We start from the raw sequence: 24,863 nt of genomic DNA, 5'->3' as shown, positions 1-24,863 counted from the left end.
GGTCGCGCCTGTCCATGGCCGAAGGTCAGCAAATCATCATCAAACGCGTCAAGAAGGTGGCCGGCGGCCATCACGGTGGCGCGTGGAAGGTGGCTTATGCCGACTTCGTGACCGCCATGATGGCGTTCTTCCTGTTGCTGTGGCTGTTGAACGCCGTGACAGAGGAACAACTGACCGGCATCTCGAACTATTTCGCCCCGTCCATGGCTTCGAAAAGTCAGTCGGGGGCCGGCGGCATCCTGGGTGGCCAGGTCATCGGCGAAGGTGCCATGCAATCCAACACCAGTTCACCCAGCCTGGTACAGCACCTGCCTCCCGCGTCGATCGGGCCGGGTGGCGAGGACCTGACGTCTCAGGCAACCGAACCCATGGAGGGCATGGGAGAGAAAGAGTTCAAGGAAGCCCTGGCCGAACGCGAGCAAAGCAAATTCGAAAAGGCCAAGGACGTCCTGGAAAGCGCCATGAAGGGCATTCCCGAACTCAAGCAGTACCAGGGCTCGATGCTGATCGACAACACCGTCGAAGGGTTGCGCATCCAGATCACCGACCAGGAAGGCTTGGCCATGTTCCCGTCGGGCAGTTCGGCCATGTACGGGCACACCAAGGCGCTGTTGGATCTGGTGGGGCGCGTGGTCAATCAGTTGCCCAACAAGGTTTCGATCACGGGTCACACCGACGCCATCCCGTTCCGCGACCCCTCGGGCTACACCAATTGGGAATTGTCCGCCGATCGTGCGCTCGCCAGCCGCCGCGCCCTGTTGTCGGCGGGCGTGCCGGAAAGCCGCATCGACCGGGTGGTCGGCCGTGCCGACACCGACCCGCTGGTGGTCAACGACCCCAAGGCCGCGCGCAATCGGCGCATCAGCATCATCCTGCTGCGGGAGAACGAAACCCCGCCGGCCGACTTGCCGGCCGATCAGCAGAAAATGACCCCGGACACGCCGAAACCCTGATCGCACGACCCTGGTAACGCAGCGTTTCCGCCTTATCTAGCAAGAAGCGCGCCCAGGAGACCCTTTTGCCCATGTCCACTGCCCCCATCGTCGTGATCCCGCCCGGAGCCAACGCCTGGGCCGATCCGTGGCTTCATCCCGAATTGTTCGCCGGCATAACCGCCAAGCGAGTCTTGGCCTATGGCCTGGACGTGATGCTGGTGGGATTGCTTGCCGTGCTGCTGTGGGTCGTCGGTTCGTTGCTGAGCCTGTTGTCGTTCGGACTGTTGCTGCCGGTCAAGGTGCTGGCGCTGGCTCTCCTGCCCTTCGCCTACCACATTGCTTTTTTTGTGCACATCTCGCGCAGCCACCCCCGGCATGCGGATGTTCGGCTTGCGGTTGGTCAGTTTGTCGGCGGATTCCGCGGCTTGGGGTGGACGACCGACCCCGTTCCAGGCCATGATCCAGATTGTGGCGTTCTATGGTTCCCTGGCGCTGACCAGCGCCTTGATCCTGGTGGTCGCCTTGTTCAACGCCCGCAGGCGGACACTGCACGATTGGTTGGCGGGAACGGTGGTGGTAAACGACACGGCCTGGCGTGCCGGCCCGGCCTGAAGCCGCTTCCGTTCTTCCTCCTCTTGTCAGCGCCCCCCACGGGCCACCATATGAGGGGTGGTGGCGGACGGGAACGTCGGCCGCAGCGATTGGAAGGCGATGGATCACGTACCCCTGAAACGGCCGCATTTCTTTTTTACCACGGCGCCTCTGCCCTGCCCGTACATCGCGGGCCGGTTGGAGCGCAAAATCGTGACCGAACTGAACGGTCCCGAGGCCGAAGCCCTGCACGAGGCGTTGTCGCGCGCCGGATTCCGCCGTTCCCATTCCATCGCCTACACCCCGGCCTGTCCCGGCTGTTCCGCCTGCATTCCGGTCCGCATCGTCACCGCCGGCTTCACCCCGGACCGCACCATGCGCAAGCTGTGGCGCAGCAATGGCGACTTGATCGCCCGGCGGGTGCCGCCACGCGCCACCGCCGAACAATACCGCCTGTTCGCCCGCTACCAGGAAAGCCGCCATGCCGGCGGCGACATGGCGCAAATGGGTTTCTACGATTACCGTTCCATGGTCGAGGACAGCCCCATCGACACCTTCCTGGTGGAGTTCCGCCAAGGTGACGGCACCTTGGTCGCCGCCTGCCTGACCGACCACATGTCCGACGGCCTTTCTGCGGTATACAGTTTTTACGACCCGGACATGGGGCGCCGGTCACTGGGGACCCATGTGGTCAACTGGTTGGTCAACGAAGCCCAGAGTCTTGGCCTTCCCTATGTCTACCTGGGCTACTGGATCCCGGAAAGCCGCAAAATGTCTTACAAAACCCGGTTCTCCCCGCTCGAGGCATTCGGCCCGTCTGGATGGCGCCCGGTCAACACCAATTTCGGCGCGCATTGCGACGCCCCCTCCCAACGCCCGCGCGAAATACCCGACAATATCGCTTAGCCGGTTTATTCCGAGACCATGCCTGTGTCATAGTGGCACCAGATAAATAGAATAATCTTCATCCGCCGGGAGGAAGCCCCTGTGTCCCTGCTGCTGCGTCTGAGCGGCCTGATCGACCGCATCAACACGGCGGTTGGCCGCACCGCCATCTGGCTGGTGCTGGCGATGACCCTGGTCAGCGCCGGCAACGCCGTCATCCGCTATAGCCTCAACACCAGTTCCAACGCCTGGTTGGAAATCCAGTGGTATCTGTTTTCCGGCGTGTTCCTGTTGTGCGCGGGCTACACCTTGCTCAACAATGAACATATCCGCATCGACGTGCTGTCCAGCCGGTTCAGCCGCCGGACCCAGACCTGGATCGAGGTGGTCGGCGGCGTCTTCTTCCTGATGCCCATGGCCTGTCTGATCATGTGGCTGTCCTGGCCCATTTTCATGGACTCATTTGTCAACGGTGAAACGTCGAGCGACGCCGGCGGCCTGATCCGCTGGCCGGCCAAGATATTGATCCCCGTGGGTTTCGCCTTGCTGGCCCTTCAAGGTCTGTCGGAAACCATCAAGCGCATCGCTTTCTTGCTGGGAATCGCACCTGATCCCGCCGCCGCCCATTCCAGCCATCACGGAGGCGGCCATGACTGAGTTCCTGATCGCCAACATGGCGCCTTTGATGTTCATGGCCCTGGTGTTGTTCCTGCTGTTGGGCTATCCGGTGGCGTTCGCCCTGGCGGCCAACGGTTTGGCGTTCGGCTTGCTGGGCATCGAATTGGGGCTGTTGCAGCCGCAACTGCTTCAGGCCTTGCCGGAACGCGTGTTCGGCATCATGCGCAACGACACGCTGTTGGCCATTCCGTTCTTCACCTTCATGGGGTTGATCCTGGAACGCAGCGGCATGGCCGAGGACCTTCTGGACACCATCGGCCAATTGTTTGGCCCGTTGCGCGGTGGCCTGGCCTATGCGGTGGTGTTCGTCGGCGCGCTTTTGGCCGCCACCACCGGCGTGGTCGCCGCCTCGGTGATTTCCATGGGCCTGATCTCACTGCCGATCATGTTGCGCTACGGCTATGACCGCCGGGTCGCCACCGGCATCATCGCCGCCTCGGGAACGTTGGCGCAGATCATTCCGCCATCCCTGGTGCTGATCGTCATGGCCGACCAGTTGGGCCGTTCGGTCGGCGACATGTACGAAGGCGCGCTGGTGCCCGGCCTGATTTTGACCGCCCTTTACGGCGGCTACATCCTATTGATCACCTTGTTGCGCCCCCACGCCGCCCCCGCCCTGCCGCCCGAAGCCCGGACCTTGCGCGGGTTCAAACTGTTGCAGCGCGTTCTGTTCTCGTTGGTGCCGCCCCTGGTGCTGATCTTCCTGGTGTTGGGCACCATCTTCATGGGCATCGCCACCCCGACCGAAGGCGGCGCCATGGGAGCGTCGGGAGCGCTGATCCTGGCGCTGATGAAGCGCAAGCTGACTCCCACCCTGCTCAAGCAGGCCATGAACTCCACTGCCAAGCTGTCGTCCTTCGTGCTGTTCATCCTGATCGGATCGACGGTGTTCGGTCTGGTGTTCCGCGCGGTCAACGGCGACCTGTGGGTCGAGCACCTGCTGACCGGCTTGCCCGGCGGTCAACTGGGCTTTCTGATCGTCGTCAACATCTTGGTGTTCGTGCTGGCCTTCTTCCTCGACTTCTTCGAGTTGGCCTTCATCATCGTGCCGCTTTTGGGGCCGGTGGCCGAAAAGATGGGGATCGACCTGATCTGGTTCGGCATCCTGTTGGGCGTCAACATGCAGACGTCGTTCATGCACCCGCCCTTCGGCTTCGCCCTGTTCTTCCTGCGTTCGGTGGCCCCCAAGGACGAATACACCGACAAGGTCACCGGCAAACGGATCAAGGGCATCTCGACCGGCGACATCTATCGCGGCGCCATTCCGTTCGTGTGCATCCAGATCATCATGGTCGCCCTGGTCATCGCTTTTCCCGAAATGGTCGGGCATGCGCCGAACGAGGTGCAGGACCTGGACAACATCCAGATCAACATCGACGTTCCCAGCTATGGCGAGGTGTCCCAGCCCCCCTCTTCCATTCCCATGGACAACAATCCCGGAGCCGACCTTCAGCGACAACTGGAGTTGCAGCTTCAGCAAGACAATCAATAAAACGAAGCCCCCGCCTTTGGCGGGGGCTTTTAATTGGCTGTTGGCGCTGTCAACGGGCCTGCAAGTTCAAATCAGTGCCGCCATCGCGGCTTCTGGCCCGTACCGGGCGCGGCCGGTCGGGCGAAAGCTGGTAGTGCACTTCCTCGGCATAGGACTTGCCGGCGGCACGGCTTTCGTCCACCAATGCCCCCAAAATGGCGACGCCACCGCCACTGGCCAGGAACAGGGCAGAATTCCCCCAGATCCAGCCATCGGCGCTGGCGTTCAAGGTATAAGAGGTCGGACGGAACCCCGGTGCCCGGCACGTCACCGTCACCGGCGCGGCAACGTTGGGGATGCTGATGGCGGCCGGGGTTTCCACGCTGGCGGCAAACCCCTCGTATCCGCTGAGATCGCAGTGGGCATTGTCCGGGTTGGTGCGAATCTGCACTTCCGACTCGGTCGATCCGACCACCGAGGCGCAGGCGGCCAAGGCCATCGCCATTCCCCCCGCCATCACCATGCCGACCGTCCGCGCGATGCGCATGCCTCAACCCTCTAGCCAAACGCGGGCGCCACTATCCCAAGGGGCCTGCGCCGTGGCAAGCGGCATTCCGCTCAGCCGGGCCGGCCATCGGCGCGCGGCCGCGTCATGACCGGAAAGTACACCCAGACGAACAACAGCCACGCCAACGCCCAAAGGCTGCCGCCGGCATGGGTCAGCCCCATTTGGGCGTCGGTCACCAGCGGCGCGACCACCCGCAACGCGGTACCGGCCGACACCAGCACATAAGCGGCGACGGTAACCCGCGACACCACCAGCGGCCGCCCGGAATGGCCCAGCGCCGCCCGGCTCATGACCCCCAGCACCATGGTGCCGATGGAACCGGCGGTCAGCGCGTGCAGCGCCGCCGTCACCGGCAGGGCGTCGACGAAACTGTCGAGCGCCAAAAGCGCCAGCCCGACCACCAGCCACAGATACCCCAGATGCAGCACCCACAAGATGGGATTGGACAAGGTCTTCAAACCATGCCAGCGCGACAGGCGAACGGCATGAATGACCGCCGCCACGGCCAGCGCCACTCCCGCCACCAGGGAGGTGGGAACCAGCGCCGCCAACAGGCCAGCCACCAACACGCTTGCCTGGGCGCCCCCCTTCTCGATCCAGCCAATGGCCGCCACCTCGACCGGCCGGCCCTGCATGCGCAGCCAGTTCTGGGTGAAGGACGGCACGATCCGGCCGCCGACGATGACGATCATCACCAGAACCAGCGCCATGGCCACATACACCCCGCGCATGGGATCGCCCCATCCCAGGTGGACGCCGGCCAAGACAACGGAATCGGCCACCCAGAACAGTGCCAGAATGGGCAGGAAGACCGTGTTGCGCGCCTTGCCGGCGGCGATCAGCGGACGGGCCAGCATCAGCGCCAGCACCGGCAGATAGGACAATTCGGCCAATGCGACCACCACCGCCGGCAGAACCCCGGAAAGGGTGAAGGCCACCCGCCCCGCCAGCCACAGCGCGAACAACAGCATCAACGGCCGGCCGGCGACCGGAACCGTGTTGGTCCAGTTGGGCACCGCCGTCAGCAGGAACCCGCCAATCGCCGCCCCGGCGAAACCGAACACCATTTCATGGCCGTGCCACACCGCCGGACCGAACGGCAAGCGCAGGTCCACGCCACCGGCATAGACCGCCAGCCATAGCGGCAACATCATCGCCGCCTGGATGCCGGCGAACAGGAAGAAGGGGCGGAACCCGGCGGCGAAGAACAGCGGGCCGGACGCGCCGCGATAGGTCGGTTCCTGCAAGGGGATGGTCGCCATGGAAAACCTCTGTTGGGGGCGCGGAAGCTTCCTCACCATGGAAGCATGGGGCGGTTCCGGCCTTGATGGGTGTCAAGCACCGCCCCCATTGTCGCACCCCCGACAGGATGTCGGACAGGCGACAGCGACACCGGCCCCCTTTGGCGGGACAGGTCAGGATTTCAGCCATTTCCGAAACTGGCACGCCCCTTGCGAGACTTAGGGCGGTACGATCCCCTGATCGCGGAGGCCGCCGGTGAGCAGCAACGTCATCCCCCTCTCCAGCATTCTGGCCAAGCGCCCTGACCGGGCGGTTGACGCCAAGCCCGCCGGCGGCTGTTCGTCCAGCTCGTGCGGTTCCTCCAAGGGCCAGGGCGAGATGCCCGACCACGTGTGGAACAAGATCAAGGACCACCCGTGCTACAGCGAGGAAGCCCACCACTATTTCGCCCGCATGCATGTGGCGGTGGCGCCGGCCTGCAACATCCAATGCAATTACTGCAACCGTAAATACGATTGCTCGAACGAATCGCGCCCCGGCGTCACCAGCGAGCGCATGACGCCCGAACAGGCGGCGCGCAAGGTGGTGGCGGTGGCCAACAAGGTGCCGCAACTGTCGGTCCTGGGCATCGCCGGCCCCGGCGATTCCATGTTCGACGCGCTCAAGACCTTCGAGACCTTCCGGCAGGTGGAAAAACTGCTGCCTGACCTCAAGTTCTGCGTCTCGACCAACGGTCTGGCCCTGCCCGACCACGTCGATCGGCTGGCCGACCACAACATCGACCACGTCACCGTCACCATCAACATGGTCGATCCCGAGATCGGCACCGCGATCTATCCTTGGATCTACTTCAAGGGCAAGCGCTACACCGGCCTCGACGCCTCGAAGATCCTGCATGAACGCCAGATGGAAAGCCTTGAGCGCCTCAAGGGCAAGGACATCCTGGTCAAGGTCAACTCGGTGATGATCCCCGGAGTCAACGACGCCCACCTGATGGAGGTCAACGCCGCCATCAAGGAGCGCGGCGCGTTCCTGCACAACGTCATGCCGCTGATCTCGGACCCGGCGCACGGCACCCATTTCGGCCTGACCGGCCAGCGCGGCCCGACGCCCTCCGAGCTCAAGACCCTTCAGGACCAACTGGCCGGCGGCGCCAACCTGATGCGCCATTGCCGTCAGTGCCGCGCCGACGCCGTCGGCATGCTGGGTGAAGACCTGTCCCAGGATTTCACCATGGACAAGATCGGCGACGAAGTGGTCTACGACCCCGAACCCCGGCGCCTGTACCGCGAGGTCGTCGAGCGTGAGCGCGCCGACCACCGTCAGGCCGCCGAAGTGGCCCGCGCCGACCTGGCCGCCACCATTCCCGCCGCGCCAGCCAAGCTGGTGGCCATCGCCACCAAGGGCGGCGGCCGCATCAACCAGCATTTCGGCCACGCCTCTGAGTTCCAGGTCTACGAGGTGGACGCCGCCGGCGTGCGCTTCGTCGGCCACCGCAAGGTCGAGAACTACTGTCAGGGCGGCTGGGGCGACGAGGACGTGCTGGAAGACAAGGTCATCCCCATTCTTGCCGGCCTCGACGCGGTGTTCGTGTCGAAGATCGGCTCGTGCCCCAAGAAGGATCTGGCCCGAGCCGGCATCGCCGCCGTCGACGCCTATCCCTTCGAATACATCGAGACCGCGATCGCCTCCTGGTACGCCGAAACCTTCGGTGTCGCCGAGCAGGACTTCGCCTGAACCGTATTGTTTGTGTGTGACTGAGAAAAGAGAGGAGTATCCGCCATGGCCATGAAGATCAACGCTTCCCAGTGCTCCGCCTGCGGCGCCTGCGAATTCGAATGCCCCAACGCCGCCATCTCCATGAAGGGCGACGCCTACGCCATCAAGGCCAGCGCCTGCACCGAATGCGACGGCGACGAGCCCAAGTGCACCGCCGTTTGCCCGGTGGACGGCTGCATCGTCAAGGCGTAACGCGCCCCAAGAGGGAGGTGCCGATGGAAGAGGTTTGCGAACTCTACGACCCTCCGGCCTTCGAAGCCGGCGACAAGGTTCAGGCCATTCGGGCCGTGCGCAACGACGGGACCTATCCCGGCAGCGCCATCGGCCAGTTCCTGATCCAAAGCGGCGACGTGGGCTACGTGAAATCCGTCGGCACCTATCTCAACCGCTTTTACGTCTACGCCATCGACTTCGTCGATCGCGGCATCCTGGTCGGCATGCGCCGCCACGAACTCGAATTGTTGGAGCCCGCGCCATGAAGGTGACGCTGCGCAAGGTGGCCGATTACTACGAAATCTACGTCCCCAAGAAGGACCTGGAAGAAAAGATCGTCGCCATGGAAGGCGATTCGCCCTGGGGCGGAATCGTCACCATCAGCAACGGCTGGCGTTTCCAGATGCCCGAGATGCCGGCCGACACGCCGTTGCCCATCACCGTTGACGCCCGCAAGCTGGGCGACGAGGACTGAACCCATGTGCGCCGCCCCAGATCACCACGCTCTTTTGGAACATCTGTCGGCCGAGACCGCGGCCGGCCGGATGATTCCCTATCTGGGGCCGGACGTCCTGACGCTCGGGCCGGACGAACCGCCGGTCCCGTCAGGGGCACGCGCACTGGCGCACCTGATGTCGTCGCGGGTGGCGGTGCCGGGGCGCATCCGCAACAATTTGTGGCACACCGCCCAATACATCGAGACCTTCCGCCACCGCATCACCGTGGACAAGTTGCTGGCGGAAATCTTCAAGCCAGTGCCCGAGCCCAACCACCTGCATCGCTGGATCGCCTCGCTCGAACGAGTGCCGCTGGTGGTCGACACCTGGTATGACGGCACCATGCGCGCCGCCCTTGCCGGACGCGACGATTGGGGCGCCGTCCAGGGCGCCTCCAAGGCCCGGCGCACCACCGAGGTTCCCTGGATCCGCGCCTTCGACGCCGTCGGATGCGAGGTCGAGGCGGAAGTCGCCCGCGACTGGACGACCGTTCTCTACAAGCCCCACGGCGCCGCGTATCCCGATGGCGACGTGCTGGCCTCGGATTCCGATTACGTCGAGGTGCTGACCGAGATCGACCTGCAAACGCCGATCCCCGGCGTGGTCAAGGAACGGCGCGGCACCTGTGGCTTCCTGTTCCTGGGGTGCCGGTTCTACGACCAGATCCTGCGCACCTTCGCCCGCTGCATCATCCGTCGCGCCGCCGGCCCCCACTACGCCGTGGTGCCGGACGACCTGACCCCCAACGAAATCAAGTTCCTCAAGCTGGAGGGGATCACCCCGATCGTTCTGCCGCTGGCCGAGGCCGCCCTCGCGCTGACCGGCGCGGCACCAAACACTTCCGCCACGCCTCAGTAAAAATTGGCCAGTAGAGAACAATTGGAGAGAGGGAGTTTCCCCTATGGCTAACGTCACTTTCAGCGGCCCGACGCTGCCCAAGAACGTCACCGTCTACGCCGTCGCCGACAACAAGACCTTGTTGTCCCTTGCCAAGAAGCACGAGATCGCCATCCCGTTCCAATGCCAGGACGGCGAATGTGGATCGTGCCTGATCAAGGTGACCTATCTGGGAGCCAACAAGCCCAAGGCCATCCACCTGACCGACAAGGAAAAGCTGACGCTGTCGGTCAACGGCAAGCTGTCGAAGGCGGTGCTGGAACAGGCCGAAGTGAACGACGTGCCGCCGACCTATCGGTTGGCGTGCCAGTATCTTGTCCAGGATGAGGACATCTTGGTGGAATTCACCGGTGAACCCGGTGTCGAAATCGACCTGCGGCGATAAGGTGGCGGAAGCGAACGCAGGTCGATGAGGGAGGGGAACTTCGGTTCCCCTCCCTTTTATTTCGTGACAGGAGAAGACGGATGGCCCACGTGATCTTCTATGAAAAACCCGGTTGCGGCGGCAACTCCCGACAAAAACAGGCCTTGTCGGATTCAGGACACGACGTCGAAGCGCGCAGCCTGTTGGCCCATCCGTGGACGGCGGACGAATTACGCGCCTTTTTCGGAGAACGCCCGGTCGCCGAATGGTTCAACCGTTCGCACCCTAAGGTGAAGTCGGGTGAAATCGTACCCGAGACCTTTTCCGCCGAAAGGGCGTTGGATCTGATGCTGGCCGAACCGCTGTTCGTTCGCCGCCCGCTGTTGCAAGTGGGGGATCGCCGCGAAATCGGGTGGGATGAAGGCGTCGTGGCCCGCTGGATCGGTCTTGCCGGTGTCGGCGTGGGCGAAGGGTGCCCCAAGGGCGACGCCCCCCACGCCCCCTGCCCTACGCCGCCCTGAGGTTTTCCGCCACCTTGAGCAGCCCGCGCACTTGAACGCGGATTTCCTCGGCGATCTTTTTGTCAAGTTTTCCAAGCCAGGCCGACGGCACATCGGCCTGGCCATAGGTGGCGCCGGCCAACATGCCGGCCAAGGCGCCGGTGGTGTCGGCATCGCCACCCTGGTTCACCGTCTCGATGACGCAGGTCTTGAACGAATCGGTGACGAAGTAAAAGTGGAACACCGTCTGGACGGTGTCGACCACATAGGCCGAGCTTTGGCCGCGATAGGGTTCGAAGCGGAAGGTGCGGTGCTTTTCCACCAATTCCTTGGCCACTTCACGGGCACCCTTGATCCCTTCGCCCAGCAACAATCCCTGAACCATCCGGCCCAATGTCAGCGACGCATCGTCCGACAGCGGATGGTTATGGGTGATGTGACATTGCGCCAACATCCACGTTTCGAACAGATCGGGACGGTAAAGGGTGGCGATGGCCAAGGGCAGCATGCGCATGGCCGCGCCATTGCCGCCGTCGCCATCGCAAAATACGCCTTCGGTGGTGCCGTCGATCATGAAACGGCGGATACCGCGGCGACAGGTGTTGCCGATGTCCACCGGTCCGCCTTTCAGCCACAGCGCGAATTCCTCGCACACGTCCTTGGCGTCGAACCCGCCCTTGCGCACCAGCGACCGGCCCAACGCCAACGCCATGTCGGTATCGTCCGTCACCTGTCCCGGCGCCAGATGCAACCAGCCGCCGCCAACCATCTTGCGATGAACCCCGTACTTGGCCTCGATCTCGCGCCGGGTCATGAACTCGACCGTGGCACCCAGGGCATCGCCGACAGCAAATCCGAGAAAGGCGCCAAGCGCCCGATCCTCGAGGGTAATGTCCGTCATGGTCTGCCTTTCAGTTCAAAAATAGCTGGCGGTAACGCGGTAATCGCCACCGACAACCAGGTACTCCCCCTCGCCCTTCAACGGGTGAATGGGCAACAGGGTGTTGAAGAAGACGATTTTCACCACCGGCACGTCGGCGGTGAGAATGGTGTCGCCGAAACAATCGGCGACCGAACGGTCCGACGAGAAAGACGCGAGGTTGTTGACACGCATCACCACCGTCTTCTTGTCGACGCGCTCAAGCACCTGATGTTCATCGAAGGAGTTGATGCCGCGATAAAGCCTGACATGGCTCTGCCCCGGCGCGGCGTAACGTGCCAGCCCCCATTGGCAGAATTCGTACAACATGTCGAGCTGGGTGTAGATGGAGTTGTTGTGAAAGCGGCTCGACATCTTCTCTTCCACATAGGAAGCCCAATCGGGCCCGCCGACGCGGTCCAGCTTGGATTTGTGGAAGGTGGGAAACAGGCCGAAGCGGCTTTCCACCCAGCCTTTCAGCACCGCCCCCTCGGGTGAGTTGGAATCGTATCCCCACCCCTTGAGCAGACGCAGGAAGCTCGATCGATAGCGGCGGACCTTGACGCCGCGCTGTTCGGCCGCCGCCCGTTCCTGTTCCAACTGCTCGGGATCGATACCGAACATGGCCATCATGTATTTGTAAAAGGCGTCGCCGGCATCGGGCAGGGTCTCGGAAAACGACAGCATCTCGAACAGGTTCTTGTTCATCTCGCGCACGCCGGACAGATGCAGCTCCAGCGGATGGTCGTTGAAGGCGGCGCTGCCCAGAAGGTCGGTCGCCAGCCCGACAAGATTGGTGGAATGTCCAATTCTCTGCCGCGCTTCCTGCATGATCGCCCTTTCCCCCCTCTGCCTCCCGCTTCGCACATGCAAGAAGCATACCCGAAATAGCGACGGCGACGATCCTGGAAAACCCCATTGTCTGTGTGCCTTCCAACATTGTGTCGGATTCCAGACAGGGGCTTTGTCTCGCCCACAAAACGGGCACATGCCTCAACATAGACAATAAAACATTGATATATATGATTTTTGCCGGCGACACAAAAGTTGGCATGCTCATTGCGAGGCATGGTGCGTGGCGGTGGTCGCACCCCCCGCCAAGAAATTCGGAAGGCTTGGACCACAGAAAGGAAACAGACAATGCCTCGTCAGATCGCTTTCTACGGCAAGGGCGGTATCGGCAAGTCCACCACCTCGCAGAACACGCTGGCCGCTCTGGTCGAGATGGGTCAAAAGATCCTGATCGTCGGCTGCGACCCCAAGGCTGACTCCACCCGCCTGATCCTCAACACCAAGCTCCAGGACACCGTGCTGCACCTGGCCGCCAAGGCCGGTTCGGTCGAGGATCTGGAACTCGAAGACGTGATGAAGATCGGCTACAAGGGCATCAAGTGCACCGAGTCGGGCGGTCCCGAGCCGGGCGTCGGCTGCGCCGGCCGCGGCGTCATCACCGCCATCAACTTCCTGGAAGAGAACGGCGCCTATGACGACGTGGACTACGTGTCCTACGACGTGCTGGGCGACGTGGTGTGCGGCGGCTTCGCCATGCCCATCCGTGAGAACAAGGCCCAGGAAATCTACATCGTCATGTCCGGCGAGATGATGGCGCTGTTCGCCGCCAACAACATCGCCAAGGGCATCCTGAAGTACGCCGGCACCGGCGGCGTCCGTCTGGGCGGCCTGATCTGCAACGAGCGTCAGACCGACCGCGAGCTGGAACTGGCCGAAGCGCTGGCCAAGAAGCTGAACACCCAGATGATCCACTTCGTGCCGCGCGACAATGGTGTCCAGCACGCCGAACTGCGTCGTCAGACCGTGATCCAGTACGCCCCGGACAGCAAGCAGGCCGGTGAGTACCGCACCCTGGCCACCAAGATCCACAACAACGGCGGCAAGGGCACCATCCCGACCCCGATCACCATGGAAGAGCTCGAGGACATGCTGCTCGAGTTCGGCATCATGAAGTCCGACGAGCAGGCCCTGGCTGAGTTGGAAGCCAAGGAGCGGTCCCTCTGCAGCGCCGGCTGACACCAGCACTGCCGAGCCTTCCGCCCATCCGCCGCCCCATCCCTCCCCGGGGCGGCGGAACCGGGGCGGACAGAGAGACAGAGAGAGAAGGAGAAGGGGCATGAGCCTCGATCAGACCAACGACGCTGCCTTCCATGAGGCCCTCATCAAAGAGGTCCTGGACCAGTATCCCGAAAAGTCCGCCAAGAAGCGCGGCCGTCACCTGAACGTCAGCAAGACCGACGATGCCGGCAGCTCGTCCTGCGGCGTCAAGTCCAACGTCAAGTCCGTTCCCGGCGTGATGACCATCCGCGGTTGCGCCTACGCCGGCTCGAAGGGCGTGGTGTGGGGTCCGGTCAAGGACATGGTCCACATCAGCCACGGCCCGGTCGGCTGCGGCCAGTATTCCTGGTCCCAGCGCCGTAACTACTTCACCGGCACCGTCGGCATCGACAGCTTCGTGACCATGCAGGTCACCTCGGACTTCCAGGAACGCGACATCGTCTTCGGCGGTGACAAGAACCTGGAAAAGATGATCGACGAGTTGAACGATCTGTTCCCGCTCAACAACGGTATCTCGGTGCAAAGCGAGTGCCCGATCGGCCTGATCGGCGACGATATCGAAGCCGTCTCGAAGAAGAAGTCCAAGGACATCGAGAAGCCGATCGTCCCCGTGCGCTGCGAAGGCTTCCGCGGTGTGTCCCAGTCGCTGGGCCACCACATCGCCAACGACGCCATCCGCGACTGGGTGTTCGAGAAGACCACCGCCGAGTGGGAAACCGGCCCCTACGACGTCAACCTGATCGCCGACTACAACATCGGTGGTGACGCTTGGCCGTCGCGCCGCCTGCTCGAAGAGATGGGCCTGCGCGTGATCGGTTCCTGGTCGGGTGACGCCACCCTGGCCGAGATGGAGCGTGCGCCCAAGGCCAAGCTCAACCTCATCCACTGCTATCGGTCGATGAACTACATCTGCCGCCACATGGAAGAGAAGTACAATATTCCGTGGGTGGAATATAACTTCTTCGGCCCGACCCAGATCGCCGACAGCTTGCGCAAGATCGCCGCGCAGTTCGACGACACCATCAAGGCCAATGCCGAGAAGGTGATCGCCAAGTACCAGCCGCTGGTCGATGCCGTGATCGCCAAGTTCAAGCCCCGTCTGGAAGGCAAGAAGGTCATGCTGTACGTGGGCGGCCTGCGCCCCCGTCACGTCGCCACCGCCTATGACGATTTGGGCATGAACATCGTCGGTACCGGCTATGAATTCGCCCACAACGACGATTACCAGCGCACCACTCACTACGTCAAAGACGGCACGCTGATCTACGACGACGTTTCGGGCTTCGAACTGGAGAAGTTCATCGAGAAGATCCGTCCCGACCTGGTCGGTTCGGGCATCAAGGAAAAGTACGCGACCCAGAAGATGGGCGTGCCCTTCCGCCAGATGCACTCGTGGGACTACTCGGGCCCCTATCACGGCTACGACGGCTTCGCCATCTTCGCCCGCGATATGGACATGGCCATCAACAGCCCCGTGTGGAGCAAGTTCAAGGCTCCGTGGAAGGCCGCGTAAAGCCCGTCTTTTGCAAAATTCCCTCCCCGCGTGTCGCCCAACAATCGGGGGCGCGGGGAGGATGAAGGAGAACTGCCATGCCGCAGAGCGCTGACAAGGTCAAAGACCACATTTCCTTGTTCCAGGAGCCCGAATACAAGGAGCTCTTCGCCAACAAGAAGGCCCAGTTCGAGTGCCGCCCCAGCGACGAAAAGGTCGCCGAGCAGGCCGAGTACACCAAGACCTGGGAATACCGCGAAAAGAACTTCAAGCGTGAGATCGCCGTCATCAACCCGGCCAAGGCTTGCCAGCCGCTGGGTGCGGTGTTCGCCGCCGCCGGTTTCGAAGGCACCCTGCCCTACGTCCACGGTTCGCAAGGCTGCGTCGCCTATTTCCGCTCGCACCTGGCCCGTCACTTCAAGGAAGCCGTGCCGATCGTCGCCGATTCCATGACCGAAGACGCGGCGGTGTTCGGCGGCCTCAACAATCTGGTCGAAGGCCTGTTGAACTCCTACACGCTCTACAAGCCCAAGATGATCGCCGTCTCGACCACCTGCATGGCGGAAGTCATCGGCGACGACTTGTCGGCCTTCATCGGCACCGCCAAGGAAAAGGAATCGGTTCCGGCCGACTTCCCGGTTCCCTTCGCCCACACCCCCTCCTTCGTCGGCAGCCACACCACCGGCTACGACAACATGATGAAGGGCATCCTGAACTACTTCTGGGAACGTGAATCCGTCAAGGAACGCACCCCGAACGCCAAGATCAACATCATCCCCGGCTTCGACGGTTACGCGGTCGCCAACAACCGCGAGCTCAAGCGTTACCTCGACACCATGGGCGTCGATTACACCTTGCTGAGCGACGTGTCGGACATCTACGACACGCCCTCCGACGGCGAATACCGCATGTATGACGGCGGCACCACGCTGGACGACACCCGCGCCGCCATCAACGCCAAGGCCACCGTGTCGTTGCAGGAATTCTGCACCCCCAAGACCTTGGAGTACATCGGCGACAAGGGCCAGGAAACCGCGTCCTTCAACTACCCGATGGGCATCGGCGCCACCGACGCCTTCCTGATGAAGATCGCCGAACTGACCGGCAAGGAAATCCCGGCCAGCATCGAAAAGGAACGCGGCCGTCTGGTCGACGCCATCACCGACAGCCAGGCTTGGCTGCATGGCAAGAAGTTCGCCATTTTCGGCGATCCCGACTTCACCTTGGCCATGACCGCCTTCCTGCTGGAAATGGGCTGCGAGCCGACCCACGTGCTGTGCACCAACGGTTCGGCCGAATGGGACGCCAAGGCCAAGGCCCTGCTCGCCTCCTCGCCGTTCGGCGCCGAGGGTCAGGTGTGGCGCGGCAAGGATTTGTGGCACCTGCGCTCGCTGCTGTTCACCGAGCCGGCCGATTTCCTGATCGGTTCCAGCTACGGCAAGTATCTGGAAAAGGACGTCGGCATCCCGCTGATCCGTCTGACCTTCCCGATCTTCGACCGTCACCACCACCACCGCTTCCCGACCTTCGGGTATCAGGGCGCGCTCAGGGTGCTGGTGGAGATCCTGGACCGTATCTTCGAGACCGCCGACGCCGCGTCGGACATTTCCTACGACCTCACCCGCTAATCGTCGGAAGCGGAATGGTCAAACTGGCCCCGGGAGGTTTCCTCCCGGGGCTTTTTTTCGTGGCGGCGGCATCCCACCGCCAACACCGCCAGGAACACCACCCAAATCACGGCCGTCGCCCCGAACAGCAGAGCCTGGACGACCGGAAAGGGCTCCATCACCACCGCGGCGACAGGCGACACCAACGCCCCCGCCATCAATGCCAGCAAAAACCCGCGTGAAACCCTGCCGCCTCGCCACACGTCATAGAACAGCGACAACAGCTCCGCCATCACCGACAAGATGCCATCCATGGCCACGCCTCCTATCGGAGATTAACTAGAGAAAACGTCAGGGGATACAACCCGCCTTGCGACAATGTCGTGTCGCATCCCCGACAATGCCGGGGGCGACCCCAGCATTTCGGCCATTCCTGAAATGGCCCGATTCTTGCTTTCCTCCACATTGACCTTTGAGGAGGGCCGCCACCCATGCTCAAGCAGAAGATTCAGGACCTGTTCGTCGAGCCCGGTTGTGCCAAGAACCAGGCCAAGTCGGACAAAGACCGCAAGAAGGGCTGCGGCAAGCCGCTGACCCCCGGCGCCGCCGCTGGCGGCTGCTGTTTCGACGGCGCCAAGATCGCCCTTCAGCCGATCACCGACGTGGTGCATCTGGTGCACGGCCCCATCGCCTGCGAGGGCAATTCGTGGGACACCCGCAATTCCCATTCTTCGGGATCGCAGCTTTACCGCCTCGGCTTCACCACCGACATGCAGAACCTCGACATCGTCAACGGTGGCGAGAAGCGGCTGTACAAGGCCATCCGTCAGGCCATCAAGCGTCATAACCCGCCGGCGGTGTTCGTCTACCAGACCTGTGTCGGCGCGCTGATCGGCGACGACGTCGAGGCGGTGTGCAAGGCCGCCACCGAACGCATGGGCGTTCCCGTGGTGCCGGTCAACGCACCGGGATTCGTCGGCTCCAAGAACCTGGGCAACCGGCTGGGCGGCGAATCGCTGTTCGAATACGTCATCGGCACCCACCAACCCGACGACGTCGGCGCCTGCGACATCAACATCCTGGGCGAATACAACGTGGCCGGCGAGTTGGACCAGTTCCGGCCGCTGCTGGCCCGCCTCGGTATCCGGCTGCGCTGTTCCATCACCGGCGACGCCCGCTATCTGGACGTGGCCAGCGCACACACCGCCCGCGCCAACATGGTGCTGTGCAGCCAGGCATTGGTGACGCTGGCCCGCAAGATGAAGGAAAAATACGCCATCCCCTATTTCGAGGGATCGTTCTACGGCATTTCCGACACGTCGGAAGCGTTGCGCGCCATCGCGCGCATGCTGGTGGAACGCGGCGCCGACCCCACCCTGACGGACCGCACCGAGGCGTTGATCGCCGAGGAGGAAGCCCGTGCCTGGGCCCGGCTGGAACCGTTCAAGGCGCGTCTCAAGGGCCGCAAGGTCCTGTTGTACACCGGCGGCGTCAAAAGCTGGTCGGTGATCCAGGCGTTGCAGGAAGTGGGCATGGAGGTGGTCGGCAGCTCGGTGCGCAAGGCCACCGCCGAGGACGCGGCCAAGGCCCTGGAGCGCCTGGGCGGCGACGAGGACAAGCTGGCCGACGCCATCACGCCGCGCGACATGTACGCCATGTTCAAGGACGGCAAGGCCGAGATGATGCTGTCGGGCGGGCGCTCGCAATTCGTGGCGCTGAAGGCCAGGACGCCGTGGCTCGACATCAACCAGGAACGCCACGTGGGCTATGCCGCCTATGACGGCATGGTCGAGATGGTTCGCCAGATCGACCTGATGATCAACAACCCGATCTGGGAGCAGATCCGCAAACCTGCTCCGTGGGAGGTGTAAGCACCATGGCCCTTGTGATCAACCACAACAAGCCGTTATCCACAAGCCCGCTCAAGGTCAGCGCGCCGCTGGGCGCCGCCATGGCCTTTCTCGGCATGGAAGGCTCGTTGCCGCTGTTCCACGGCAGCCAGGGCTGTACCGCCTTCGCCCTGGTGATGATGGTCCGCCATTTCCGCGAGGCCATCCCGCTGCAAACCACCGCCATGAACGAGGTTTCGACCATCCTGGGCGGCAGCGACCAGGTGGAGCAGGCGCTGCACAACATGGTCAAGCGCGCCAAGCCCAAGATCATCGGCCTGATCTCCACCGCGCTGACCGAGACGCGGGGCGAGGACATGGCCGGCGACCTCAAGGGCATCCTGGCCCGGTCCAAGGATCTGGCCGGGACCTCGGTGGTCTATTGCTCGGCTCCCGATTTCGAGGGATCGCTGGAAACCGGCTGGGGCAAGGCGGTGGGCGCCATGATCCGCGCCCTGGTTCCCGGTTCCAGCAGCCAGCCGCCGCTCAAGCGGGTCAACGTGCTTGCCGGATGTCACCTGACGCCGGGCGACGTCGAGACGCTCAAGGAAATCGTCGAGGATTTCGGCCTGGAGCCGGTGATGCTGCCCGATCTGGCGGGATCGCTGGACGGCCACGTCCCCGACCATTACGTCCCGACCACCCTGGGCGGCACCACCCTGGAACAGGTCAAGGGCATGAACCGCGCCTGCCTGACCATCGCGGTGGGCGAACACATGCGCCAATGCGCGGAAACGCTTGAGGAGCGGACCGGGGTTCCCTTCGTCCTGTTCGACCGTCTGACCGGGCTCGAGGCGGTGGACAAGCTGATGGTGTGCCTGTCCACGGCCGCCGGAATGCCGGTTCCCGACAAATACCGGCGCCAGCGCAGCCAGTTGGTGGACGCCATGCTTGACGGCCATTTCTTTTTCGCCGGCCGTCCCGTCGCGGTGGCGGGCGAACCGTCCTTCCTGTGGACCTATGCCAGCCTGTGCGCCGACATGGGAGCCCACATCGTCGGCGCGGTCTCGGCCCTGCCCAGCCCGCATCTGTCGCAACTGCCGTCCGAGACCGCCATCATCGGCGACTTCGAGGACCTGGAGGACCAGATCCTGGAAGCCGGCGGCGCCGACCTGATCATCGCCAACGCCAACGCCCGCCTGATCGCCGGCCGTCACGGCATCCCGCTGCATCGCGCCGGTTTTCCGGTGTTCGACCGCCTGGGCGCGGCACACCAGATCAGCCTGGGCTATCGCGGCACGCGAGACCTGATCTTCACCCTGGGCAACATCCTGATGGAGCATCCTGGCCACGGCCACGGCACCTCATTGCCCGTCCAGCATGCGGAGCACGCCCATGGTGACCCGGCGGTTGCGGCTGGTTGAAGCCCGAACAGAGGATTTAGGCCCCCAGGGGTCGCTGAAAGGAGGACACATGCGCGTAGCCTTCGCCACCCACGACCGTCAGACCGTGGACGCCCATTTCGCCAGCGCCAAGACCTTCATGTTCTATGACGTCGGCCCCGACGACCACACCTTCCTGGAGGCGGTGCAGTTCGACAATGTCAGCCAAGAGGAAGGCCAGCACCAGGAAGATGGCGACGACCGTCTGGCCAGCAAGATCAAAGCCTTGGAAGGGTCTGCCCTGCTGTTCGTGCGGGCCATCGGCGGGCCGGCGGCGGCGCGCGTGGTACGCGCCCACGTCCACCCCATCAAGCTGCCCGACGACGAGACTATCGCCGCGGTGATCGACAAGGTGCGTGGCATGCTGAAATCCAACCCGCCGCCGTGGCTGCGCAAGGTCATTCGCGATTCCGAAACCGGCCCCGACCGCTTCATCGACGACGAGGAATAGGCCCATGAACACGCTGGTACTCGACGACGCCGACCGCGAGGCGCTCAAGCGCCCCTTCATCCAAGCCCTTCTGACCCTGATCCGGGCCCAGGACCGCTCGGGCGCCATGGAGGCCGACACGGACGAGGAATTGCTGGCCCCCTTCGTGGTCACCAAGGTGCAAAAGCGCGACATCCCCATGTTCGGCGATCCCGACCCCGACATCCTGGGCCGTGTCGAACAGATCTACATGGCGATCTGTTGGCTGATCGAACGCGAGACCGGCATCGCCGCCGCGCCGATCATGAACATCCATCACGAAGGATGGGGCCGCATCGTCATCATCACCGGCCGTCTGATTGCGGTGAACGCCTATGTTCGCGAATTGCACCGCTTCGGCTACGAGAATCTGGTCCAGATGGAGACCAAGGCATTGAAGCTGGTCGAGGAAGGCATCGCCGCCATCCGTCAGTTCCCCGACGTGGCGGCGGCCTGAGCCGTTTTTGGAGAGAGGAGAGGACAACCATGTCGTTGCGTACCTTCACCACCCGTTCCGGCAAGCCGTGGACGCCCAAGTACCTGTTGAGCATCAGCGACGAACTGTGCATCGGCTGCGGCCGTTGCTACAAGGTCTGCACCCAGGGCGTGCTGGAGCTCAAGGGCATCAACGAAGACGGCGAACTGTGCGACCCGTTCGACGACGGCGAGGACATCGAGCGCAAAGTCATGGTGGTGTCGAACGAAGGCGACTGCATCGGTTGCGGTTCGTGCGAGACCGTCTGCGGCACCAAGGCGCAGAAGCACGAATCCATGGCTGCCTAGGGTTTTCCGGCCATGGCCGCACGGGCATATGGCCGCTTGATGGCAGGAGGTGGCGGCGATCCGTTCGACCGCCACCTGTTCGCCTGTGTCGTCGCCCTGACCCAGGCCGAAGGCCGGCCGCTCGGTGATTCCCTTGGCCTGTCGGCCGAGGAAATGGCCGCCCTGGTCGGCACCTTCTTTCCCCACGCGCCGGAATTGTTGGCCGGCCTTGATCCCGACAGCCAATGCGGCGAAGCGCAAACCGTGGACGAAAGCGCCCTGCGCTCGCTGTTGTTGCGCCACCGCGCCGCCGGCGCCATCGAAGAACGCTGGCTGGCTCACGTCATCGCCCGCCGCGCCCAGGCGCCGCGCCTGTTGTGGCAGGAACTTGGATTGAGCGGCCGCCCCGACCTTTGCCTGATCCTGGCGTTCCATTTCACCGAACTGGCGGCATGCAACCACGACGACATGCGTTGGAAACCGTTCTTCCGGCGCCAGATCGAATTGGCCGGCGGCCTGGATTGCCGCGCCACCGTCGATTGCGCCGAATGCCGCCGCAATATCCGTTGTTTCGGCCCGGAAAGCGGTTCCAGTCTGTTGCTTGCCACCCACATGGGGTGATGCTGCCTTGAAATGGCCGCGCGGCCGCGTTATCCACGGGAACTCCCGCGGATAAAGGTGCGCCCATGCAGAACGCCCTGGACATCAAGGCCGGACAACAGCCCGGTCTTCGCTTCGCCGCCCTGCTGGACCGTCACGGCGGCTGCACCGATCTGGATTGGGACGGCATCGCGAAATGGCGCCCCGAAGACGGCTTCTTGTGGATTCACCTGGAACGCGACGACCCGGTGGCCGCGCAATGGATCCGCGAACAAAGCGGCATCGACCCGTTGGTGGCGCTGGCGCTGCTGGCCGACGATTCACGCCCCCGCGTCGAGGACGTTGACGACAATCTGATGGTGGTGTTGCGCGGCGTCAACGTCGCCGACGGTTCCGGCGAGACGTCCTTGGTTCCCATCCACGTCTGGGCCGAGGCCAACCGGCTGATATCTCTGCGCGACACCGAACACCAGTTGAGCGCGCTCAGGGCCATCCGCCTGTCGCTGCTGGCCGGCAAGGGGCCGCGCAGCCCCGGCGGATTGCTAGCCCAGATCGCCGAACGGGTGGTCGAACACCTGGAACTGGTGATCGAGGACATGGAGGGCGTGGTCGCCCAACTCGAGGATGCCTGTCTGGAACGCACCGCCGACACCGAATTACGGCCGCAACTGGCCCGCATGCGGCGCCAGTCGATCCACCTGCGCCGTTATCTCGGTCCCCAGCGCGACGCGCTTTACCGCATCCAGCACGACGACGCCACCTGGCTGTCGCGTGACGCCAAATTGCGGCTTCGCGAGGTCACCGACAAGGTGATCCGCCATATCGAGGATCTGGACGCCCTGCGCGACCGGACCACCGTATTGCACGAGGATCTGGCTGCGCAAATCTCGGAAAAGATCGCCAGCACCTCGAACCGCTTCACCGTGCTGACGGCTCTGTTGCTGCCGCCCAGTCTGGTGGCCGGTCTGCTGGGCGCCAATGTCGGCGGCATTCCCGGCCATGACGATCCCTGGGCGTTCTGGCAGGTGTGCCTGATTACCATTGGTTTGATGCCCATCTTGTGGTTGGCCCTGAAACGGCTGAAATGGGTGTAGGCCCCCTGTCGGCAATCCGACAAACGTCGCATTGCCGACAGCCCTTAAATCAATAAAACACAGCAAATACAAATATCTATGAATTGGCATCAACCTTGCTTGGTGACAGACGGGTTACCGTTTCGTCACCAGGAGGGTTGCCATGCTGACTGTCACCGACCGCGCCGTCGCCGCCGTGAAAAGCGTGCGTGAGGACGACACCCAGGGTTTGCGTATCAGCGTCGCCTCGGGCGGCTGTTCCGGCCTGAAATATTCCCTGGTCCTGGAAAACGACGCCGAGCACGGCGACGAGATCATGGAATTCGACGGCATCAAGGTCTACGTCGATCCATCCTCGGTCATGTGGTTGACCGGCACGGTGGTCGACTTCGTCAACGCCGGCCCCGATTCCGGCTTCATCTTCGAAAACCCCAACGCGGGGGGCAAGTGTTCGTGCAGCGGCGGCAGCTGCTGAGGAGCCGGGCCATGACCGCAGCCATCGTCGTCAACGACACCACGCTGAGAGACGGCGAGCAGACCGCCGGGGTGGCCTTCACCCTGATGGAAAAGCTGTCCATCGCCTGCGCGCTGGACCAGGCCGGCGTACCCGAGATCGAGGTCGGCATTCCCGCCATGGGCGAAGAGGAATGCGCCTCGATCCGCGCGGTGGCGGCGCTGGGCCTCAACGCCCGGCTGATCGCCTGGTGCCGCATGCGCGACGACGACCTGGCGGCGGCGTTGCGATGCGACGTCTCCATGGTCAACCTGTCCATTCCGGTGTCCGACCAGCAATTGGCCAAGAAGCTGGACCGCGACCGCGCCTGGGCATTGGCCCATGTTTACACCATGGTCAGCCGGGCCCGCGACGCCGGGCTTGACGTGGCGGTGGGCGGCGAGGATTCGTCGCGGGCCGATCCGGCCTTCCTGGAAGACGTCATCGGCGTCTGTGCCAGCGCCGGCGCACGCCGTTTCCGTTTCGCCGACACCTTGGGCGTGCTGGACCCGTTCGCCACCCATGACTTGTTCAAGCGCCTGCGGTCCGGCACCTCGCTGGAACTGGAAATTCACGCCCACGACGATCTGGGGTTGGCGACCGCCAATTCCCTGGCCGCCGTCAAGGGGGGCGCCAGCCACGTCTCGACCACCGTCAACGGTCTGGGCGAACGGGCCGGCAATGCCCCGCTCGAGGAAGTGGTGGTGGCGCTCGACCATCTTTACGGGTTGGATTGCGCCGTCGCCAAGACGGCGCTGTCCAAGGTCTCGGCGTTGGTCGCCGACGCTTCCGGCCGGCCGGTTCCGGTCAACAAGAGCATCGTCGGCGACGCCATTTTCACCCACGAAAGCGGCATCCACGTTTCCGGCCTGTTGCGCGACCGCCGCAACTACGAAGCCTTGGACCCGCTGGAACTGGGCCGAGCCCATCGCGTGGTGCTGGGCAAGCATTCGGGGCTGACCTCGGTATTGCACGCCTGCACCCAGCTTGGTCTGGCGCCCACGGTTCCCCAGGCCCGCGCCATGCTGGCCCGTGTGCGCGTGCTGGCCGCCGAGACCAAGCGCCCCCCCTCGCCCGACGATTTGCGCCGTTTCCTCGCCGAAGCGCCGGTGAACTGAACAAGGAGAGCCACCATGTGCAGCCCCGCCCAGTGCAAGCCTGCCGACGGCAGCTTCCTCGACACCCTCGCCCGGCTGTCCGCCGCCGAGGAATTCTTCGACATCCTTGACGTCGCCTTCGACCAACAGGTGGTCAGCGTCCACCGCCTGCATATCCTCAAGCGCTTCAACGCGCTGTTGGACATGTCGGCACTGCGTGCGCTCGAGGACGGCGCCCAGCGCGTCGCCTGCCGCCATGCCCTGGAAAAGGCCTATCTCGAATTCGCCTCGGGCCAGGGTCTCAAGGATTTCAAGGTCTTCAAGGACACCAAGACCGGTTTCGTGCCGCTGTCGTCCATCCGCTCTGTCCGCTGAGCAGCCCGAGCCCAG

General features: G+C 63.6%; 30 protein-coding genes. 25 read left to right on the top strand and 5 right to left on the bottom strand.

Going from position 1 to position 24,863, the window contains the following annotated elements:
• Positions 1–14 precede the first annotated feature (14 nt).
• The 5 genes from G4223_RS03395 to G4223_RS03375 all read left to right on the top strand — a co-directional run bounded on the left by G4223_RS03395 (position 15) and on the right by G4223_RS03375 (position 4,581).
• Complete coding sequence (locus G4223_RS03395; RefSeq protein WP_163675025.1) at positions 15–953, top strand: flagellar motor protein MotB; 939 nt, start codon at positions 15–17, stop codon at positions 951–953.
• Between the two features lie 357 nt (positions 954–1,310).
• Positions 1,311–1,547: an RDD family protein gene (locus tag G4223_RS19855; RefSeq protein ID WP_241003922.1), complete on the top strand. Its 237-nt coding sequence runs from the start codon at positions 1,311–1,313 to the stop codon at positions 1,545–1,547.
• Positions 1,548–1,646: 99 nt separating this feature from the next.
• Positions 1,647–2,432, top strand: a complete 786-nt coding sequence (locus G4223_RS03385) for an arginyltransferase (protein WP_163675023.1) — start codon at positions 1,647–1,649, stop codon at positions 2,430–2,432.
• Between the two features lie 81 nt (positions 2,433–2,513).
• The gene (locus tag G4223_RS03380) at positions 2,514–3,068 is read left to right on the top strand and encodes a TRAP transporter small permease subunit (protein WP_163675021.1); all 555 of its coding nucleotides are present in this window, start codon (positions 2,514–2,516) and stop codon (positions 3,066–3,068) included.
• Entirely contained in the window at positions 3,061–4,581 is a 1,521-nt protein-coding gene (locus G4223_RS03375; protein ID WP_163675018.1) for a TRAP transporter large permease, read from the top strand. The genes G4223_RS03380 and G4223_RS03375 overlap by 8 nt, the downstream gene beginning before the upstream one ends.
• A 49-nt stretch (positions 4,582–4,630) precedes the next feature.
• Here the strand turns inward: G4223_RS03375 and G4223_RS03370 are convergent, their stop codons facing one another.
• Complete coding sequence (locus G4223_RS03370) at positions 4,631–5,107, bottom strand: hypothetical protein (RefSeq protein WP_163675014.1); 477 nt, start codon at positions 5,105–5,107, stop codon at positions 4,631–4,633.
• 71 nt (positions 5,108–5,178) lie between these two features.
• Positions 5,179–6,390 (bottom strand): NnrS family protein, encoded by a 1,212-nt coding sequence (locus G4223_RS03365; RefSeq protein ID WP_163675011.1) that lies wholly within the window; start codon positions 6,388–6,390, stop codon positions 5,179–5,181.
• Between the two features lie 235 nt (positions 6,391–6,625).
• Between G4223_RS03365 and nifB the strand changes: the two genes are divergently transcribed.
• The 7 genes from nifB (at position 6,626) to G4223_RS03330 (ending at position 10,641) form a co-directional block, all read left to right on the top strand.
• A complete protein-coding gene (gene nifB / locus G4223_RS03360; protein WP_338086805.1) occupies positions 6,626–8,107 on the top strand; it encodes a nitrogenase cofactor biosynthesis protein NifB in 1,482 nt (493 codons plus the stop codon).
• A 45-nt stretch (positions 8,108–8,152) separates the two neighbouring features.
• The gene (locus G4223_RS03355; protein ID WP_163675007.1) at positions 8,153–8,341 is read left to right on the top strand and encodes a 4Fe-4S dicluster domain-containing protein; all 189 of its coding nucleotides are present in this window, start codon (positions 8,153–8,155) and stop codon (positions 8,339–8,341) included.
• 23 nt (positions 8,342–8,364) lie between these two features.
• Positions 8,365–8,628, top strand: coding sequence for a nitrogen fixation protein NifZ (locus G4223_RS03350; RefSeq protein WP_163675004.1), 264 nt, complete (start codon positions 8,365–8,367; stop codon positions 8,626–8,628).
• The gene (gene nifT / locus G4223_RS03345; RefSeq protein WP_163675001.1) at positions 8,625–8,837 is read left to right on the top strand and encodes a putative nitrogen fixation protein NifT; all 213 of its coding nucleotides are present in this window, start codon (positions 8,625–8,627) and stop codon (positions 8,835–8,837) included. The genes G4223_RS03350 and nifT overlap by 4 nt, the downstream gene beginning before the upstream one ends.
• Before the next feature lie 4 nt (positions 8,838–8,841).
• A complete protein-coding gene (locus G4223_RS03340; RefSeq protein WP_163674998.1) occupies positions 8,842–9,717 on the top strand; it encodes an SIR2 family NAD-dependent protein deacylase in 876 nt (291 codons plus the stop codon).
• Between the two features lie 43 nt (positions 9,718–9,760).
• A complete protein-coding gene (locus tag G4223_RS03335; RefSeq protein WP_163674995.1) occupies positions 9,761–10,141 on the top strand; it encodes a 2Fe-2S iron-sulfur cluster-binding protein in 381 nt (126 codons plus the stop codon).
• Between the two features lie 80 nt (positions 10,142–10,221).
• Positions 10,222–10,641 (top strand): ArsC/Spx/MgsR family protein, encoded by a 420-nt coding sequence (locus G4223_RS03330; protein WP_163674992.1) that lies wholly within the window; start codon positions 10,222–10,224, stop codon positions 10,639–10,641.
• Here the strand turns inward: G4223_RS03330 and draG are convergent.
• Entirely contained in the window at positions 10,628–11,521 is an 894-nt protein-coding gene (gene draG, locus G4223_RS03325) for an ADP-ribosyl-[dinitrogen reductase] hydrolase (protein WP_163674989.1), read from the bottom strand. The two genes, G4223_RS03330 and draG, sit on opposite strands and share 14 nt — an antisense overlap.
• A gap of 15 nt (positions 11,522–11,536) precedes the next feature.
• Positions 11,537–12,370 (bottom strand): NAD(+)--dinitrogen-reductase ADP-D-ribosyltransferase, encoded by an 834-nt coding sequence (locus G4223_RS03320; RefSeq protein WP_163674986.1) that lies wholly within the window; start codon positions 12,368–12,370, stop codon positions 11,537–11,539.
• A 309-nt stretch (positions 12,371–12,679) separates the two neighbouring features.
• On the opposite strand from G4223_RS03320, the gene nifH reads away from it, so the two are divergent.
• The 3 genes from nifH to nifK all read left to right on the top strand — a co-directional run bounded on the left by nifH (position 12,680) and on the right by nifK (position 16,729).
• Complete coding sequence (gene nifH / locus G4223_RS03315) at positions 12,680–13,567, top strand: nitrogenase iron protein (protein WP_163674983.1); 888 nt, start codon at positions 12,680–12,682, stop codon at positions 13,565–13,567.
• A gap of 100 nt (positions 13,568–13,667) precedes the next feature.
• A complete protein-coding gene (gene nifD, locus G4223_RS03310; RefSeq protein ID WP_163674980.1) occupies positions 13,668–15,122 on the top strand; it encodes a nitrogenase molybdenum-iron protein alpha chain in 1,455 nt (484 codons plus the stop codon).
• Positions 15,123–15,199: 77 nt separating this feature from the next.
• The gene (nifK, locus tag G4223_RS03305; protein ID WP_163674977.1) at positions 15,200–16,729 is read left to right on the top strand and encodes a nitrogenase molybdenum-iron protein subunit beta; all 1,530 of its coding nucleotides are present in this window, start codon (positions 15,200–15,202) and stop codon (positions 16,727–16,729) included.
• On the opposite strand, the gene G4223_RS03300 is transcribed toward nifK, so the two are convergent.
• On the bottom strand, positions 16,726–17,022 hold the full coding sequence (locus tag G4223_RS03300; RefSeq protein ID WP_163674974.1) for a hypothetical protein: 297 nt from the start codon (positions 17,020–17,022) through the stop codon (positions 16,726–16,728). The genes nifK and G4223_RS03300 overlap by 4 nt on opposite strands.
• A 177-nt stretch (positions 17,023–17,199) precedes the next feature.
• On the opposite strand from G4223_RS03300, the gene nifE reads away from it, so the two are divergent.
• From nifE to G4223_RS03250, 10 genes are all read left to right on the top strand, one after another.
• Complete coding sequence (gene nifE, locus G4223_RS03295) at positions 17,200–18,579, top strand: nitrogenase iron-molybdenum cofactor biosynthesis protein NifE (protein ID WP_163674971.1); 1,380 nt, start codon at positions 17,200–17,202, stop codon at positions 18,577–18,579.
• Positions 18,580–18,584: 5 nt separating this feature from the next.
• Positions 18,585–19,961, top strand: a complete 1,377-nt coding sequence (gene nifN / locus G4223_RS03290; RefSeq protein ID WP_163674968.1) for a nitrogenase iron-molybdenum cofactor biosynthesis protein NifN — start codon at positions 18,585–18,587, stop codon at positions 19,959–19,961.
• Positions 19,962–20,010: 49 nt separating this feature from the next.
• Positions 20,011–20,430: a nitrogen fixation protein NifX gene (gene nifX, locus G4223_RS03285; RefSeq protein ID WP_205762355.1), complete on the top strand. Its 420-nt coding sequence runs from the start codon at positions 20,011–20,013 to the stop codon at positions 20,428–20,430.
• 4 nt (positions 20,431–20,434) lie between these two features.
• Positions 20,435–20,905, top strand: coding sequence for a NifX-associated nitrogen fixation protein (locus G4223_RS03280; RefSeq protein WP_163674962.1), 471 nt, complete (start codon positions 20,435–20,437; stop codon positions 20,903–20,905).
• 29 nt (positions 20,906–20,934) lie between these two features.
• Positions 20,935–21,231: a ferredoxin III, nif-specific gene (gene fdxB, locus G4223_RS03275; RefSeq protein ID WP_163674959.1), complete on the top strand. Its 297-nt coding sequence runs from the start codon at positions 20,935–20,937 to the stop codon at positions 21,229–21,231.
• Positions 21,232–21,243: 12 nt separating this feature from the next.
• On the top strand, positions 21,244–21,831 hold the full coding sequence (locus G4223_RS03270) for a nitrogen fixation protein NifQ (protein WP_163674956.1): 588 nt from the start codon (positions 21,244–21,246) through the stop codon (positions 21,829–21,831).
• A 65-nt stretch (positions 21,832–21,896) separates the two neighbouring features.
• Positions 21,897–22,904, top strand: a complete 1,008-nt coding sequence (locus G4223_RS03265; RefSeq protein ID WP_163674953.1) for a zinc transporter ZntB — start codon at positions 21,897–21,899, stop codon at positions 22,902–22,904.
• A gap of 142 nt (positions 22,905–23,046) precedes the next feature.
• Entirely contained in the window at positions 23,047–23,358 is a 312-nt protein-coding gene (locus tag G4223_RS03260) for a HesB/IscA family protein (protein ID WP_163674950.1), read from the top strand.
• A gap of 11 nt (positions 23,359–23,369) precedes the next feature.
• A complete protein-coding gene (gene nifV / locus G4223_RS03255; RefSeq protein WP_163674947.1) occupies positions 23,370–24,494 on the top strand; it encodes a homocitrate synthase in 1,125 nt (374 codons plus the stop codon).
• 15 nt (positions 24,495–24,509) lie between these two features.
• Positions 24,510–24,848: a nitrogenase-stabilizing/protective protein NifW gene (locus G4223_RS03250; protein WP_163674944.1), complete on the top strand. Its 339-nt coding sequence runs from the start codon at positions 24,510–24,512 to the stop codon at positions 24,846–24,848.
• Positions 24,849–24,863: the final 15 nt, after the last annotated feature.

This window comes from Magnetospirillum aberrantis SpK, from assembly GCF_011022235.1.
Lineage (GTDB): Bacteria > Pseudomonadota > Alphaproteobacteria > Rhodospirillales > Magnetospirillaceae > Magnetospirillum > Magnetospirillum aberrantis.
This window is presented reverse-complemented; position numbering and strand designations above follow the sequence as displayed.